Annotated in this window: 12 protein-coding genes; 2 read left to right on the plus strand and 10 right to left on the minus strand. The window is 67.0% G+C overall.

The window, feature by feature from the left end:
• Positions 1-81 precede the first annotated feature (81 nt).
• The 3 genes from D3H34_RS03950 to D3H34_RS03960 form a co-directional block, all read right to left on the minus strand.
• Positions 82-1917 (minus strand): pseudouridine synthase, encoded by a 1836-nt coding sequence (locus tag D3H34_RS03950; protein WP_119552141.1) that lies wholly within the window; start codon positions 1915-1917, stop codon positions 82-84.
• Positions 1914-2858 carry an SMC-Scp complex subunit ScpB gene (gene scpB, locus D3H34_RS03955; protein ID WP_119552142.1) on the minus strand — a complete coding sequence of 315 codons (945 nt, stop codon included), beginning with the start codon at positions 2856-2858 and terminating at the stop codon, positions 1914-1916. Before scpB ends, D3H34_RS03950 begins: the two co-directional genes overlap by 4 nt.
• 129 nt (positions 2859-2987) lie before the next feature.
• Positions 2988-4013 (minus strand): RluA family pseudouridine synthase, encoded by a 1026-nt coding sequence (locus tag D3H34_RS03960; protein WP_434057675.1) that lies wholly within the window; start codon positions 4011-4013, stop codon positions 2988-2990.
• Positions 4014-4027: 14 nt separating this feature from the next.
• On the opposite strand from D3H34_RS03960, the gene D3H34_RS03965 reads away from it, so the two are divergent.
• Positions 4028-4837 (plus strand): outer membrane protein assembly factor BamD, encoded by an 810-nt coding sequence (locus D3H34_RS03965; protein ID WP_119552143.1) that lies wholly within the window; start codon positions 4028-4030, stop codon positions 4835-4837.
• 36 nt (positions 4838-4873) lie between these two features.
• Here D3H34_RS03965 and yoaA read toward each other — a convergent pair whose 3' ends face one another.
• On the minus strand, positions 4874-6955 hold the full coding sequence (gene yoaA / locus D3H34_RS03970; RefSeq protein WP_119552144.1) for a DNA repair helicase YoaA: 2082 nt from the start codon (positions 6953-6955) through the stop codon (positions 4874-4876).
• The gene (locus D3H34_RS03975; protein ID WP_119552145.1) at positions 6952-7158 is read right to left on the minus strand and encodes an HP1242/YdcH family protein; all 207 of its coding nucleotides are present in this window, start codon (positions 7156-7158) and stop codon (positions 6952-6954) included. Before D3H34_RS03975 ends, yoaA begins: the two co-directional genes overlap by 4 nt.
• Positions 7159-7265: 107 nt before the next feature.
• Here D3H34_RS03975 and D3H34_RS03980 point away from each other — a divergent pair, with 107 nt between their 5' ends.
• The gene (locus D3H34_RS03980; RefSeq protein WP_119552146.1) at positions 7266-8036 is read left to right on the plus strand and encodes a PP2C family protein-serine/threonine phosphatase; all 771 of its coding nucleotides are present in this window, start codon (positions 7266-7268) and stop codon (positions 8034-8036) included.
• A gap of 18 nt (positions 8037-8054) precedes the next feature.
• Here the strand turns inward: D3H34_RS03980 and D3H34_RS03985 are convergent, their stop codons facing one another.
• From D3H34_RS03985 to D3H34_RS04005, 5 genes are all read right to left on the minus strand, one after another.
• Complete coding sequence (locus tag D3H34_RS03985) at positions 8055-8714, minus strand: hypothetical protein (protein WP_119552147.1); 660 nt, start codon at positions 8712-8714, stop codon at positions 8055-8057.
• The gene (zapE, locus tag D3H34_RS03990; protein WP_119552244.1) at positions 8711-9808 is read right to left on the minus strand and encodes a cell division protein ZapE; all 1098 of its coding nucleotides are present in this window, start codon (positions 9806-9808) and stop codon (positions 8711-8713) included. Before zapE ends, D3H34_RS03985 begins: the two co-directional genes overlap by 4 nt.
• A 152-nt stretch (positions 9809-9960) precedes the next feature.
• Positions 9961-11391 carry a dihydrolipoyl dehydrogenase gene (gene lpdA, locus D3H34_RS03995; protein WP_119552148.1) on the minus strand — a complete coding sequence of 477 codons (1431 nt, stop codon included), beginning with the start codon at positions 11389-11391 and terminating at the stop codon, positions 9961-9963.
• A 19-nt stretch (positions 11392-11410) separates the two neighbouring features.
• Complete coding sequence (gene odhB, locus D3H34_RS04000) at positions 11411-12670, minus strand: 2-oxoglutarate dehydrogenase complex dihydrolipoyllysine-residue succinyltransferase (protein ID WP_119552149.1); 1260 nt, start codon at positions 12668-12670, stop codon at positions 11411-11413.
• 54 nt (positions 12671-12724) lie between these two features.
• Positions 12725-15601, minus strand: coding sequence for a 2-oxoglutarate dehydrogenase E1 component (locus D3H34_RS04005; RefSeq protein ID WP_119552150.1), 2877 nt, complete (start codon positions 15599-15601; stop codon positions 12725-12727).
• Positions 15602-15755 lie beyond the last annotated feature (154 nt).

Consider the following 15755-nt stretch of genomic DNA (forward strand, 5'->3'; position numbering starts at 1 on the left):
GACAAAGCCTCTGATTTTAACCGGCGCGACCTTCGGGATTGGTGAAAACCCCGCGAAAGGCCGCGCTGAGGCGGCTGGTTTTCAGCGTCCGCGACGGCGTCCGCCGCCACCACCGCCAAAACCTCCACCGCCACCTTGCGAGCCGCCACCACCGCCGCGACGCCCTGGGCCACCGCGTTGTTCCTTGCGCTGGCGCGAGAAACTGTCGGCGCCGATGTAACCGAGCGAGGTCTTCATCGGATCGGGTTGGTTCGCACCGCCACCACCGCCTCCCGCCGATCGGTTGCCTCCGCCCTGCCCCTGGCCACCCTGACGATTGCCAGGACCCGCATTGCCGCGGCGCCCCTGTTGCTGCGGACCGCCGTTGCCGCCGCCCCGGTTGGGGCCGCGTCCACCGCGCTCGCCACGCGGCGAGCGTCCATCGCCCAGCGGGCTCGGGATCGGCGCTTCGCGACCCTCGCCGCGCGCTTCACGCGGCTGGCCGCCGCCCATGCCGCCATTGTTGTTGGCGTTGCGGTTGTTGTTGCCACGGCGCTTCTTGTTCCGACCGTTGCGACCACCGCCCTCCGGACCGCCCGGACCACGCTGCTGCGGGCGCGCCTGCGCACCACCGGAAGCCTGGAACAGCGCCTGAATATCACGCTCGTCGAGCTCCATCCAGGCACCGCGCTTGAGACCGCGCGGCAACACCATCGCGCCGTAGCGGATGCGGATCAGCCGGCTGACCGCATGGCCCACCGACTCGAACAGGCGACGCACCTCACGGTTGCGCCCCTCGGAAATGGTCACGCGGTACCAGCAGTTGGAGCCTTCACCACCACCGTCCTCGATGGTGCCGAACTGCGCCATGCCGTCGTCGAGGCGCACGCCGTCGAGCAGCTTCTGCTTTTCTTCGCCGGTGAGCGCGCCCAGCACACGCACCGCGTACTCGCGCTCCAGACCGAAACGCGGGTGCATGAGCTGGTTGGCCAGATCGCCGGAGCTGCTGAACAGCAGCAGGCCTTCGGTGTTCAGGTCGAGCCGGCCGACCGACTGCCACTTGCCCTGGTGCAGGCGCGGCAGCTTGCGGAACACGGTGGGCCGGTTCTGCGGATCGTCGTGCGTGACGACCTCGCCCACGGGCTTGTGGTACGCGATCACGCGCGGCGGCGGCGGTGCGATGCGGTAGCGGATGGGCTTGCCGTTGATCTTGACCTGGTCGCCGAACTGGATGCGCTGGCCGATATGGGCCGGCTCGTTGTTGACCGAGATGCGCCCCTGCAGAATCAGTTGCTCCATCTCGAGGCGTGAACCGAGACCGGCCTGCGCCAGCACCTTGTGCAGCTTGGGCGAATCGGCTTCGGGCAGCAGCACGCGCTTGAGCGGCGGCACCTCGGGGCTCTCTTCGTCGGCGTCGAACTGGCCGGAAATGACGTCGGCAAAGCGAATGGGCTCGGGCGGCGGCGCGTTGCGCTGCTCGCGCTCGGCGGCGCGACGGGCGCGATCGAGGTCGTCCTCCTCTTCGTCGGGCTCGTCTTCCTCGTCGCCTTCGTCATCCGAGCTGTCGTCGTCTTGTACCGCCTGGGATGCTTGGGGGCGCTGGGTCTGCGCCGGTTCGTCCTCGGCAGCCGTCGCGGCTTCAGCAATCACGGGGGCCGCCTCGGACTCGACAGTCGCGGGAGCCTCCACAACGGGCGCGGCTTCCGGCGCGCCTTCCAGCTGCACGTCGGCAGCCGGCGCTTCGACCACCTTCTTCTTGCGAGGCGCGCGCGGCTTCTTCGGCGCCGCCTCGGCCTCGCTCTCTGCCGGCTCTACAGGCTCCGCTACAGATTCAATAGCAACTTCCGCCACCTTCTTGGGCGCGGCTGCCCGCTTCCGTTTCTTGACTTCGGGGTCGACCGGCAGCTTCGCTGCGTCGTCGGTGTCGGGTGAGCTCATGGGATTTTTCCGGGAGAAACGGCGTGGGGGTCGTGAGGGTCGGTCTCGTCCGCGGCGGGGGACGGAACATCGGATTCGGGTTCGGGCACATCGGCCACTTCGGGTTCGGCAGGCAACTCGCCGGTTGCCGGCTCGGGCGCCGGCGAGGCGCCATCTGCCGGCTCAGCGGCTTCATCACCCTCCGTGATCGCCACCACCTCTTCGGCGAACTCCGCCGCATCGGTCGAGACAACCTCGGCCAGTTCGGCGGACTCGGGTGTCACGTCGACCACGGCAAGCTCGGATTGCACGTCTGGCGGGGCTTCCGCGTCTGCAAATTCAGAAACGGCCTCTTGTGCGACGGCATCTTGCACCCCGTCGCCATCCATCGGCAGCCCCGGCTGGTCGCCCGAGGCCTGCTGCAATGCGTCGACCAGCGCCGCCTGCTGCGCAGGCGTTTCCACCAGAGGCAGCTGGTCGAGCGAAGCCAGGCCGAGGTCGTCGAGAAACTGGCGGGTGGTCGCATAGAGCGCGGGCCGGCCGACCGTCTCACGATGGCCGATCACCTCGACCCAGCCGCGGTCTTCGAGCTGTTTCAGGATCAGGGAGTTGATCGTGACGCCGCGAATGTCTTCCATGTCGCCGCGCGTGGCCGGCTGCCGGTAGGCAATGATGGCCAGCGTCTCGAGCGCGGCGCGCGTGTAGCGCGGCGGCTTCTCGGGGTGCAGGCGGTCGAGGTGGTCGCGCATCTCGGGCCGGCTCTGGAAACGCCAGCCACTGCCGACGCTCACCAGCTCCAGGCCGCGTTGCGCCCAGTCTTCCTGCAGTTCGAGCAACAGCACCTTGATGGTGTCCACGCCCAGCTCGTCGTCGAACAGCACGCGCATATCGCGCACCGGCAGCGGCTGGCTCGAACAGATCAAGGCGGTTTCGAGAATGCGCTTGGCATCCGCCGTATTCATGGTTCGCGTTATCCGGAAAAAGGCGCCCTGGCGACGCTTGTTCAGATGGATGGAAGGAGTAGGCGTTGCCGGCACGCGGCGAGTGCAACGCAAGGCCGGCATCGGTTGGCCGGCGCGGCCCTCGGGCCGTCAGGCGCGATTGTAGTCCAGCCCCCACGTCTGCAAAGCCTGCGCCAGATCGGGCGGCGGCGGCGAACGGAACTCCATGGGCTGCTGCGTGACGGGATGCACGAACGCCAGCCGGAACGCGTGCAGCGCCTGTCGCGTCAGGCCCGCCGCCGGCGCGCCGCCATAGAGCGCATCCCCCACCAGCGGATGGCCGATCGACGCCATATGCACGCGAATCTGATGGGTGCGGCCGGTTTCGAGTGTGCAGCGCACCACGCAGCCGTCGGTGTGGCTGTCGAGCCGCTCGATCAGCGTGCGCGCGGTCTTGCCTGCATGGCGCTCCAGGTCCACCACGGCCATGCGCAGCCGGTTGCGCGGATCGCGTCCGATCGGCGCATCGACCTGCCGGGCCGCAGAGCCCTCCCAGGCCTTGTGTCCCATCGCCAGATATTGCCGCTTCACGTCGCGCGCGGCGATCAGCGCCACCATGGCGTCCATCGCGGCACGAGTGCGCGCCACCACCATCAGGCCGCTGGTGTCGCGGTCCAGGCGGTGCACGATGCCCGCGCGCGGCAGCAGCACGGCCTTCGGATCGAGCGCCAGCAGGCCGTTCAGCAGCGTGCCGCTCCAGTGGCCCGGCGCCGGGTGCACCACGAGGCCGGCCGGCTTGTCGATGATCCGCAGGTGCTCGTCTTCATGCACCGTCACCAGGTCCATCGCCTCGGGCCGGAAGGCCTGGCTCTGGGGCGTGGGCCGCAGCTCGATGCGCCCCGACTGGCCCGCCCGCACCGTGGCAGAAACCTTGGTGAGCGTGCGCCCTTGCAACTCGACGGCGCCGGCCTCAATGAGTTGCTGAAGGTAACTGCGCGAGAACTCGGGGACCAGCGCAGCCAGCGCGCGGTCGAGTCGCTGGCCGTGCTGCGCCTGGTCGATGGCGAAGGGCCGCAGCTCGCTGGACTCCGCGGGATCGGCGCCCTCTTCAGGTTCGGCCGATTCCGGGGGATCGGCCAGGGGGTCGGTCGATATAATTGAGGGCAACTGTTTCACGAAAGCCGTATGTGATGTTTCGCGCCAAATTATCGGTCCCTGCCTGGATCGCGCTCAGCGCGGCGGCCCTTCTCGTCGCCGGCTGCGGCTCCACCACCAAGGAAGACAAGACCGCGAACTGGAGCCCCAACCGCATCTACTCGGAAGCCAAGGACGAAGTCGGCTCCGGCGCCTACGACAAGGCGGTGCCGCTGTACGAAAAGCTCGAAGGCCGTGCCGCCGGCACGCCGCTGGCCCAGCAGGCCCAGCTCGAAAAGGCCTATGCCCAGCACAAGGCCGGCGAAAAGGCCAACGCCATCGCCACGCTCGACCGCTTCATGAAGCTGCACCCGGCCAGCCCGGCGTTCGACTACGCGCTCTACCTGAAGGGCGTGATCAACTTCAACGACGACCTGGGCATGTTCGCGTTCCTGACGCGCCAGGACCTGTCCGAGCGCGACCAGAAGGCCGCCAAGGAGTCGTTCGAATCCTTCCGCGAACTCGTGACGCGCTTCCCCGAGTCGCGCTATGCGCCCGACGCACGCCAGCGCATGAATTACATCGTGAACTCGCTCGCGCAGTACGAGGTTCACGTGGCGCGCTACTACTACTCGCGCGGCGCCTACCTGGCGGCTATCAACCGGGCGCAGATCGCGCTGGCCGACTACCGCGAAGTGCCGGCGCTCGAAGAAGCCCTGTACATCATGGTCAAGTCGTACGACGCGCTCGGCATGAAGGACCTGCGCGACGATGCGCAACGCGTGCTGACCACCAACTACCCGCAGAGCTCCTACCTGGCCAACGGCTTCAAGGGCAAGGACGACCCGTGGTGGAAGCTCTGGTAATCCAGACCCCACCTCCTTCAGCCACTTCGGTAGATATCAGCAGGGTTTCCTGAGCGCGTCGATCGCGCTCTCGAAATCCGCTTCGGTCTCCAGCCGGCGCATCGGCGGCAACGCCGCCAGCAGCCGCCGGCCATAGCCCATCGCCACGAGGCGCGTGTCGCAGATCGCGAGCACGCCGCTGTCGGATTCACGGCGAATGAGGCGCCCCGCCCCCTGTTTCAATGCCACGGCCGCTTCGGGCAGCGAGTAGTCGCTGAACGAGCTGCGCCCCTGGGCTTCGAGCCGCTGCGAGCGAGCCTCCACCAGCGGGTCGTTGGGCGGCGGGAACGGCAGCTTGTCGATCACCACGAACTGCAGTGCGTCGCCCGGCGCATCGAAGCCTTCCCAGAACGACGCCGACGCCACGAGCACGCAGCCGGCGCGACCGTTGCTTGCACCTTCGCGGAAGCGGTCCATGAGCACGCGCTTGGGCAGTTCTCCCTGCACCAGCACCTCCGGGCGCGCCTCGTTCTCGAGCAGCTCGAAATGCTGGCGCATTGCGTCGCCGATGGTGCGCAGCGCGCGCAGCGTGGTGGTCAGTACCAGCGTGCGCCCGCCGAGTTCGGCGGCGCCATGCGCGGCCAGCTTGGCCACCTGCTGGCTGTGCGAAGGATCGTTGGGTTTCGGAAAAGCCCGCGGCACATAGATCGCCGCCTGCGAGGCGTAGTCGAACGGGCTCTGCACGCGCAGCACCTCGGCGTCCCGCAGGCCGCAGGGCTCGGTGAACCAGCGCAGCGTCGGGTCGTCGCCCAGCGTGGCGGAGGTGAAGACCCAGGCGCGGCGGCTGTCGTCTTCCGGCGGCGGAACGGCGCCGTGCTCGGGGTCCTCCTCGTCGTCGCCATAAGGATCTGGCTCGGCGGATTCAACCGGCTCGGCCAGCTTGAGCACCCGCTTGCGCATCGCATCGGCGATGTCGAGCGGCGATTCGATCAGGCGCAGCTGCGTGCCCACGTCAACCCAGCGCACCGAATCGATCTCGCACGGCTGCGCAAAACGCGCGGTGCGCTTGGCCAGCTGACGCGCGCGCTCGTGCAGGCGCACGAAGTCGGGCGAGATCTCGCTCACCGTGTCCAGCCCGTCGGCCGCCTGCACAAAGGCGTCCTGCAGATCGTCCAACGCACCCTGCCAGGCCTCCGGGTTCACGCCTTCGGGCGCGGGCCCGAGCCAGCGCAGCTTGGCGCCCGGCCATTGCTTGCCGACCACGAGTCGCAACTCGCGCGCTGCGCGCTCGACCGCCGCTACCAGCTGCTGCCAGTCGACCAGCCCGCGCGCATGCTGCAGGCCCGCGCCGAGCATGTCGCGCGCGAAGTCGAGCGCCTGCCCGCTGCCGAGCTGCGCGCCCAGGAACTGCACGCCGGTTTCGTTGAGCTGATGCGCTTCATCGAACACGACGACGTTCACAGTCGGCAGCAGCTCGGCCATGCCGGTCTCGCGCACCGCGAGGTCTGCAAAGAACAGGTGGTGATTGATGACGACGATGTCGGCCGCCAGCGCCTCGCGCCGCGCCAGGTTGACGTGGCAGGCCTTGAACTGCGGGCATTGCGCGCCCAGGCAGTTCTCGCGCGTGGAGGTGATCAGCGGGATCAACGGTGAACGCTCGTCGAGTCCCGGCAGTTCGGCGAGGTCGCCGGTGCGCGTGGCCTTGGACCATTGCTCGATCTTCGCCAGCGTGCGCAGGCTGCCGCGCTCGGGCAGCGAGGCGTCGTGGCGCGCCATGTCGAGCCGATGCAGGCACAGGTAGCTGCCCCGCCCTTTCAGCAGCGCCGTGCGCACCGGCAGCGCGAAGGCCTCGACCAGCCGCGGCAGGTCGCGACCGAACAGCTGGTCTTGCAGGGTCTTGGTGGCGGTCGAGAGCAGCACGCGCTCGCCACTCAGCAATGCCGGCACGAGGTACGAGAAGGTCTTGCCCACGCCCGTGCCGGCCTCGACCACGAGCATGCCGCCGCCTGCGATGGTGCGGGCCACGGCCATCGCCATCTCGGTCTGGCCGCCGCGCTCGCGGAACTGCTCCGCGGCCTGCGACAGCACCCCGTCCTGCGCGAACGCGTCGCGCACCTGGTTTTCGAGCGGCGACGTCACGCCGGCTCTTTCGGATCGAGCGCGTTTTCGACCTGCGCGATCTGGTCGCGCAGTGCGAGGCGGCGCTTTTTCAGGCGACGCATCAGCAATTCGTCCTGCGGTGCGCCGTCTTCCGAGAGCCGGTCGATGGTGGCATCCAGGTCGGCATGCGCGATGCGCAGCTCGATCAGCTGACGGGAAAGGGAATGAAGATTGGAGTCCAACGGTGGGGGTGCGCGTGCCGCATGGGGCCGCGCGTGTTCATTCGATAATACGTCCTGACACGAACCCCCGAGAAGACAGAAAGCGCGCCTTCGGCGCCCCAGCGCTCATGACCCAAGGCTTTCGACTCGCCGCCGCCACCGGCCTCCACAAGGGGGACCGCCCCTACCAGCAGGACCAGGTGCTGATGATGAGCCACCCGCGCACCCCCGGCTGCGTGCTCGGCGTCATCGCCGACGGCATGGGCGGGCGCAGCGGCGGGCGCAAGGCGTCCGACCAGGTCCTGATGACCGCGCGCCAGCTCTTCACCCGCTACAACCCCGAGCGCGACGACCCCGCCGTCGTGCTGCGCCAGTTGCTCGAAGACGCTCACACGGTGATCAAGCTCACCGCGCTGTCGAGCGAGCAGGAGCCGCACAGCACGCTGGCCGCCTTCCTGATGAACCCGAAAGGCGACTGCGCCTGGATTCATGCAGGCGACTCGCGCATCTATCACTTCAACGACGGCCAGCTGGTCAAGCGCACTCGCGACCATTCATACGTACAGGCGCTGGTCGATCGCGGCCAGATCACCGAGGCCGAGGCCAACATCCATCCGCAGGGCAACATCCTGCTGGGTTGCCTGGGCATGACGACCACGCCACCGCCGGTCGATCCGCACCACATTCCCAAGCTTCAACCGGGCGATCTGCTGATGGCATGCAGCGACGGGCTCTGGCACTACTTCTCGCCAGAGGAGTTGGCCAGCGTGCTGTACGCGCAGCCGCCGCGCGATGCGGTGGAAATCCTGGTGGGAGAAGCGCGCCGCCGCGCGCGCGGCACGGGCGACAACATCTCCATCGCCGTGCTCAAGCTCGAGCCGCTGCCCGCGGCGGCCTGAGCGCCCTTCTCTCAGGGCTCAGGGCGAAGAAGCCGCCGGTGCCGGCGGCAGCGGCGCGCCGCGCGGCTTGGTGCGCTCGGCGTTCTGGCGTTCGCGGCTGGCGCGGTGTTCGGCCGCCCGCCGCTGCTTTTCCTCGAAGCGCGTGGCCACGGCAGGCGCTTCGGCGCTGCGTTGCGCCGACTTGGCTTGCGCGTCGGCATGGGCCTTCTGCTTGTTCTCGAACTGGCGCTGGCGCTCCGCCGCATCGGCCGCCGTCGCGGCACGGCTCGCCGCATGGTCGGCGGCGCGCTGCTCGCGCGCCTTCTGGTCTTCTTGCGACTTCTCGCGCTGTTCGCGCGAATCCTGCGGGCGCTGGGTGGCGGCCTTCTGGTCGAGCTTCTGCAGCTCGGCCGCGCCGCTGCGCTGGCGCTGGATGTCGTTGATCGCGGTTTCCTGCCGCTTGATGTGGTCGGTTTCCTTGCGACGCCGGCTGCGGCTTTCGCGCAGGCAGTCCTCGACCGCGAACTTCTTGTAGCAGGCGGTGCGCTCCTTCGTGTAGCGCGACTCGATGGCCTCGCGCTCGGCCGCCAGGCGGCTGCGCTCGGCGTCGAGGTTGGCGCTGCCCGAGGCCGCGTTGGACTGGGCCCACAGCGGCAGGCTGGCCAACGCCAGGATCAGGGCAAGAGCGGTTTTCTTCATGTGAGTCGGGTATCGACGATACGGCGTTCAAGGGCGAGGAATTCGCTCGACTGCATTTCGGTGAGCCGGGACACCGTGCGCGGAAACTCGTGCGACAACGGGCCCTCGGTGTACAACGCTTCGGGCGGAACCTCGGCCGACATGATGAGCTTGCAGCGCCGGTCGTACAAGACGTCGACCAGCCAGGTGAAACGGCGTGCTTCCGAGGCCATGCGCACGGGCATGTGCGGCACGTCGGACAGCAGGATCGTGTGGAACTGGCTCGCGATCTCGAGGTAGTCGTTCTGCGAGCGCGGGCCGCCGCATAGCGTCTTGAAGTCGAACCACACCACGCCGCCGGCTTTGCGCAGTGCGCGGATCTCGCGCTGCTCGATGTGCAGGATCGGGCTTTCGTCCGCCGTCTCGGCCAGCTTGTCGAAGGCGTGGCGCATTTCCTTCTCGGCCGCCGCGTCGTTCGGCGTCAGGTACATGCGCAGCTGCTCCAGCGTGCGGCGCCGGTAGTCGGTGCCGTTGTCCACGCTCAGCACTTCGAGCTTCTGGTTCAGCAGCGCGATGGCGGGCAGGATGCGGTCACGATGCAGCCCGCCGGGGTACAGGTCGTCGGGCTTGAAATTCGAGGTGGTGACAAAACCCACGCCGTTGTCGAACAACGCCACGAGCAGCCGGTGCAGGATCATCGCGTCGGTGATGTCCGCAACGTGGAACTCGTCGAAGCAGATCAGCTTGTAGCGCTTGGAGATACGTAACCCCAGCTCGTCGAGCGGGTTCACGGTGCCCTGCAACTCGCGCAACTCGCGGTGCACCTCGCGCATGAACTCGTGGAAGTGCAGGCGCGTCTTGCGCCGCAACGGCACGGCGTTGAAGAACAGGTCCATCAGGAAGCTCTTGCCGCGCCCCACGCCGCCGTACATGTAGACGCCGCGTGGCAGCTCCGGCCGGTTGATGAGCTTCTTCAGCGCATTGGAGCGCCGGGCCTTGTACTCGCCCCACTCGGTGGCGCAGCGGTCGAGCGCCTCGACGGCCGCGAGCTGTGCGGGATCGCTCTTGAACCCGCGCGCTGCTAGTTCAGCCTCGTAAGCGGCCTTGACGGACATGTCGATATTGGAGATGAAGTGAAACGGCTTCGCCTGCGGCAAGCAGAGCGAAGCCTGTTCGGGAAACACCGCGGAACCGGCTTTGCCGGGCCGCAGGTGTTGCCCCCGTGAGGGGGGATGAGGCTACACGAAGTGAGCAAGCAACGGGGGGGTTAGAAATTCAGCGTGCGCTTGTCCACGGCCAGGGCCGCTTCCTTGGTGGCTTCCGACAGCGACGGGTGCGCATGGCAGATGCGCGCGATGTCTTCGGCGCTGGCCTTGAACTCCATCGCCACCACGGCTTCGGAGATCAGCTCGGAGGCTTGCGGGCCCACGATGTGCACGCCCAGGATCTCGTCGGTCGCGGCGTCGGCCAGGAACTTGACCATGCCGGTCGTATCGCCCAGCGCGCGTGCGCGGCCGTTCGCCAGGAACGGGAAGGTGCCGGCCTTGTAGGCGCGGCCTGCGGCCTTGAGCTGCTGCTCGGTCTGGCCGACCCATGCGATCTCGGGGCTGGTGTAGATCACCCAGGGCACGGTGTTGAAGTTCACGTGGCCGTGCTGGCCCGCGATGCGCTCCGCCACCGCCACGCCCTCTTCCTCGGCCTTGTGCGCCAGCATCGGACCGCGCACCACGTCGCCGATGGCCCAGACGTTGGGCAGGCTGGTCTTGCAGTCGTCGTCCACGGCAATGGCGCCGCGCTCGTCGAGCTTCAGGCCCACGGCTTCGGCGTTCAGGCCGATGGTGTTGGGCACGCGGCCGATCGAGACGATCAGCTTGTCGACTTCCAGCGTCTGGGCTTCGCCCTTGGCGTTGGTCCAGGCGACGCTCACGCCCTTCTTCGACGACTTGATCTCGCCGACCTTCACGCCAAGTTCGATCTTCAGCTTCTGCTTGTCGAAAGCCTTCTTGGCTTCCTTGGCGATCTGCTCGTCCACGGCGCCCAGGAAGGTCGGCAGTGCTTCGAGCACCGTGACCTCGGCACCGAGGCGGCGCCACACCGAGCCCATTTCGAGGCCGATGACGCCCGAGCCGATCAGGCCCAGCTTCTTCGGCACCGCGCCGATGCGCAGCGCGCCGTCGTTCGAGAGGATGTTTTCCTCGTCGAACGGCGTGCCCGGCAGCGCGCGGGCGTTGGAACCCGTGGCGACGATGATGTGCTTGCCGCTGATCGATTCTTCGGCGGCGCCTGCCACCTTGATCTCGTAGCCGGCTTCGTCCGCCTTCACGAACGAACCGCGACCGTGGAAGAAGCTGATCTTGTTCTTCTTGAACAGGTACAGGATGCCGTCGTTGTTCTGCTTCACGACCTGGTCCTTGCGGGCCAGCATCTTCTCCACGTCGAGGCCGAGGCCTTCGACCTTGATGCCGTGGTCCGCAAAGTGGTGACCGGCCTGCTCGAAGTGCTCCGACGATTGCAGCAGCGCCTTCGACGGGATGCAGCCGACGTTGGTGCAGGTGCCGCCCGGTGCGGGGCCGCCCTTGCCGTTCTTCCACTCGTCGATGCAGGCCACGTTGAAGCCGAGCTGAGCAGCGCGGATCGCCGCGATGTAGCCGCCAGGACCGCCGCCGATGACGACGACGTCGAATTGCTTGTTTGCCATCTGGTTCGTGCTCCCCGGATCAGATGTCGAACAGCAGGCGCGACGGGTCTTCCAGCGCGTCCTTCATGGCGACCAGGCCCAGCACGGCTTCGCGGCCGTCGATGATGCGGTGGTCGTAGCTCATGGCGAGGTAGTTCATCGGGCGGATGACGATCTGGCCGTTCTCGACCACGGCGCGGTCCTTGGTGGCGTGCACGCCCAGGATGGCCGACTGGGGCGGGTTGATGATCGGGGTCGAGAGCATCGAGCCGAAGGTGCCGCCGTTGGAGATCGAGAACGTGCCGCCGGTCATTTCTTCAATGCCCAGCTTGCCGTCCTGCGCCTTCTTGCCGTACTCGGCGATCTTCTTCTCGATGTCGGCGAAGCTCATCTGGTCGGCATTGCGCAAGATGGGCACCACCAGACCGCGCGGCGAACCGACGGCGATGCCGATGTCGAAGTAGCCGTGGTACAGGATGTCGTTGCCGTCGACCGAGGCATTGAGCACCGGGTACTTCTTCAGCGCATGCACCGCGGCCTTCACAAAGAAGGACATGAAGCCGAGCTTCACGCCGTGTTCCTTGGTGAACGCGTCCTGGAACTTCTTGCGCAGGTCCATGACCGGGGCCATGTTCACTTCGTTGAAGGTCGTGAGGATGGCGTTGGTCGATTGCGACTGGATCAGGCGCTCGGCGATGCGGGCGCGCAGGCGGCTCATCGGCACGCGCTGTTCCGGGCGCTCGCCCAGGTCAGGCGCGGCGGGTGCGGCGACCTGCTGCAGCGCGGGCTTGGCGGCCGGTGCCGCGATGGTGGCGGCAGGCTTGGCGCCGGCAGCCACTGCGCCGAGCACGTCGCCCTTGGTCACGCGGCCGTCCTTGCCGGTGCCGGCGACGTCGCTGGTCTTCAGGTTGTTGTCGGCCAGCAGCTTGGCGGCGGCGGGCATGGCCACGTCGGCCTTCGAGCCACCGGTGGCGGCTGCGGCGGCTGCCGGGGCAGGTGCTGCGGCGGCCGGTGCGGCTGCGGCGGGCGCTGCCGCCGGAGCGGCAGCCGATGCCTTGCCTTCGGTGTCGATCTTGGCGATCAGCTGGTCGGCCACCACGGTGGCGCCGTCGGGCTGAACGATTTCGGCCAGCACGCCGGCCGAGGGAGCCGGCACTTCGAGCACGACCTTGTCGGTTTCGATCTCGATCAGGATTTCATCGACGGCGACGGCTTCGCCGGCCTTCTTCTTCCAGGTGAGCATGGTGGCTTCAGCCACGGATTCGGAAAGCTGGGGGACTTTGACTTCTACGATAGACATTTGGAGTGAGCTCCGTTTTGTTCTTGAGGGTGTTCGTGTGAAAAGGGACGGTTCTTACTTGGTCAGCACGAAGCCCTTGAGCTTGCCAAATGCGCCATCGACCAGCGCCTTCTGCTGTTCCTGGTGCAGGTGCGAGTAGCCGACCGCAGGCGATGCCGAGGCGGCACGGCCGGAGTAGCCGAGCTTCTGGCCTTCCTGCATGTTTTCGTGGATGTAGTGCTGCACGAAGAACCAGGCGCCCTGGTTCTGCGGCTCGTCCTGGCACCAGACGATGTCCACGAGGTTGGGGTACTTCTTGACTTCGGCGGCGAAGGCCTTGTGCGGGAACGGATAGAGCTGCTCGACGCGGATGATCGCCACGTCGTCGTCGCCCTTCTCTTCACGCTTCTTGGCCAGGTCGTAGTAGACCTTGCCCGAGCAGGCGATCAGGCGCTTGACCTTCTCGGCCTTCAGACCCTTGCTGTCGGGAATGACCGTCTGGAAGCTGCCCTTGGTGAACTCGGACAGCGGCGAGGTCGCGTCCTTGTTGCGCAGCAGCGACTTGGGCGTGAGGATGATCAGCGGCTTGCGCAGGTTGCGCACCATCTGGCGGCGCAGGATGTGGAAGATCTGGCTGGCCGTGGTGGGCTGAACCACCTGCATGTTGGTGTCGGCGCTCAGCTGCATGAAGCGCTCCAGGCGTGCCGAGCTGTGCTCGGGGCCCTGGCCTTCGTAGCCGTGCGGCAGCATCATCGTGATGCCGTTGACGCGGCCCCACTTCACTTCGCCCGAGGCGATGAACTGGTCGATCACCACTTGCGCGCCGTTCACGAAGTCACCGAACTGGGCTTCCCAGATGACGAGCGTGTTGGGATCGTTCGAGGCGTAGCCGTATTCGAAGGCCAGCACGGCTTCTTCGGACAGGATCGAGTCGATGACGACGAACGGAGCCTGGTTCTCGGCCACGTTCTGCAGCGGCGTGTAGGTGCCGGTGTCGAACTTCTCGCGGTTCTGGTCGTGCAGCACGGCGTGGCGGTGCGTGAACGTGCCGCGACCCGAGTCTTCACCCGACAGGCGCACCGGGTAGCCGCTGGCCACCAGCGAGGCGAAGGCCATGTGCTCGCCCATGCCCCAGTCGACGTTGACGTCGCCGCGACCCATGGCGGCGCGGTCGTCCAGCACCTTCTTCACCAGCGGGTGCACCGTGAAGTTCTCCGGTGCCTTGGTGATGCGCTCGGCCAGACGCTTCCACTCGGCGGAGGGAATGGCGGTGTCGCCGGCGTCGGTCCACTTCTTGTTGAGGTACGGGCTCCAGTCGACGGCGTACTTGCTCTTGAAGTTGGTGAGCACGGGGTCGACGGTGTTCTTGCCTTCGTCGAAGGCGGCGCGCTGCGCCTTGACCATGTCGTCGCCGAGCGTGTCGCCCAGGCCTTGCGCAGCCAGCTTGTCGGCGTACAGCTTGCGCGTGCCGGGGTGGGCCGCGATCTTCTTGTACATCAGCGGCTGGGTGAGCGAAGGCGTGTCCTGCTCGTTGTGGCCCAGCTTGCGGAAGCAGATGATGTCGACGACCACGTCCTTCTGGAATTCCATGCGGAAGTCCAGCGCGAACTGGGTGGCGAGCACCACGGCTTCGGGGTCGTCGCCGTTCACGTGCAGCACCGGCGCCTCGATCATCTTGACGATGTCCGAGCAGTACAGCGTCGAGCGGCTGTCGCGCGGGTCGCTGGTGGTGAAGCCGATCTGGTTGTTGATGACGATGTGCACCGTGCCGCCGGTGGAGTAGCCACGGGTTTCGGCCAGCGCCAACGTTTCCATCACGACGCCCTGGCCTGCGAAGGCGGCGTCGCCGTGAACGATCACGGGCAGCACCTGCTTGCCCAGCGGATCGCCGCGGCGGTCCATGCGGGCGCGCACCGAGCCTTCGACCACGGGGTTCACGATTTCCAGGTGCGAGGGGTTGAACGCCAGGCTCAGGTGGACCGGGCCGCCGGGGGTGGTCACGTCCGAGCTGAAGCCCTGGTGGTACTTGACGTCACCGCTGGGCAGGTCTTCGGGGGCCGTGTGGTCGAACTCGGCGAACAGGTCGGCGGGCATCTTGCCCAGCGAGTTCACGAGCACGTTCAGGCGGCCGCGGTGGGCCATGCCGATCACGATTTCCTGCACACCCTTGGTGCCGGCCTGGTTGATCAGCTCGTCCATCGCGACGATGAAGCTCTCGCCGCCTTCGAGCGAGAAGCGCTTCTGGCCGACGTACTTGGTGTGCAGGAAGCGCTCCAGGCCTTCAGCGGCCGTCAGGCGGTTCAGCACATGCTTCTTCTGCTCGCCGCTGAGCTTGGGGTTGGTGCGGGCGCTTTCGAGCTTCTGCTGCCACCAGCGCTTGTGGTTCTGGTCGGTGGTGTACATGTACTCGGCACCCATCGTGCCGCAGTACGTTTCACGCAGGGCATTGAGCAGGTCGCGCAGCGACATGGCCTCTTTGCCGAAGAAGGTGTTGCTGGTGTTGAACACCGTCTCGAGGTCGGCGTCGGTGAAGCCGTAGAACGAGGGCTCGAGTTCCGGAATGGCGGGACGCTCGGCGCGCTTGAGCGGGTCGAGGTCGGCCCAGCGGGCGCCGACGTTGCGGTAGGCGGCAATCAGCTGCTGGACGGCGGTGCGCTTGCGGCCGAGCTCGGAGTCGGCGCCGCTGGCCTGCACGACCTTGGTCGTGCCCTGCTTTGCCAGTTCGGCGAAAGCGTTGATGACCGGTAGGTGGGGGACGTCGCGGGCGCTGGTGCCGTCGGCGGCGGGAACGTTCTGCAGGGCGTCGAAGTACGTGCGCCAGTTGTCAGGAACGCTGCCGGGGTTGGCGAGGTAGTTTTCGTACATCTCCTCGACATAGGGCGCATTGCCGCCGAAGAGGTACGTGTTGCCTTGATAGGCGGTATACGCCGTAGGCGTAGAGGAATCGCTCATGATCCGCTGACCTTCGCTTCCCTTGGGGAAGCACGAGTTGGTTAAGAAACCTTCCGCGACACGGCTGGACCGATTGGCGGATGCGACTGTGGCTGGGGAAGGGCCTGAGTACCTTGGCATTGTGCCACGTCAACCATATGACGGCTGAACGCTG

It is taken from the genome of Acidovorax cavernicola (assembly GCF_003581445.1).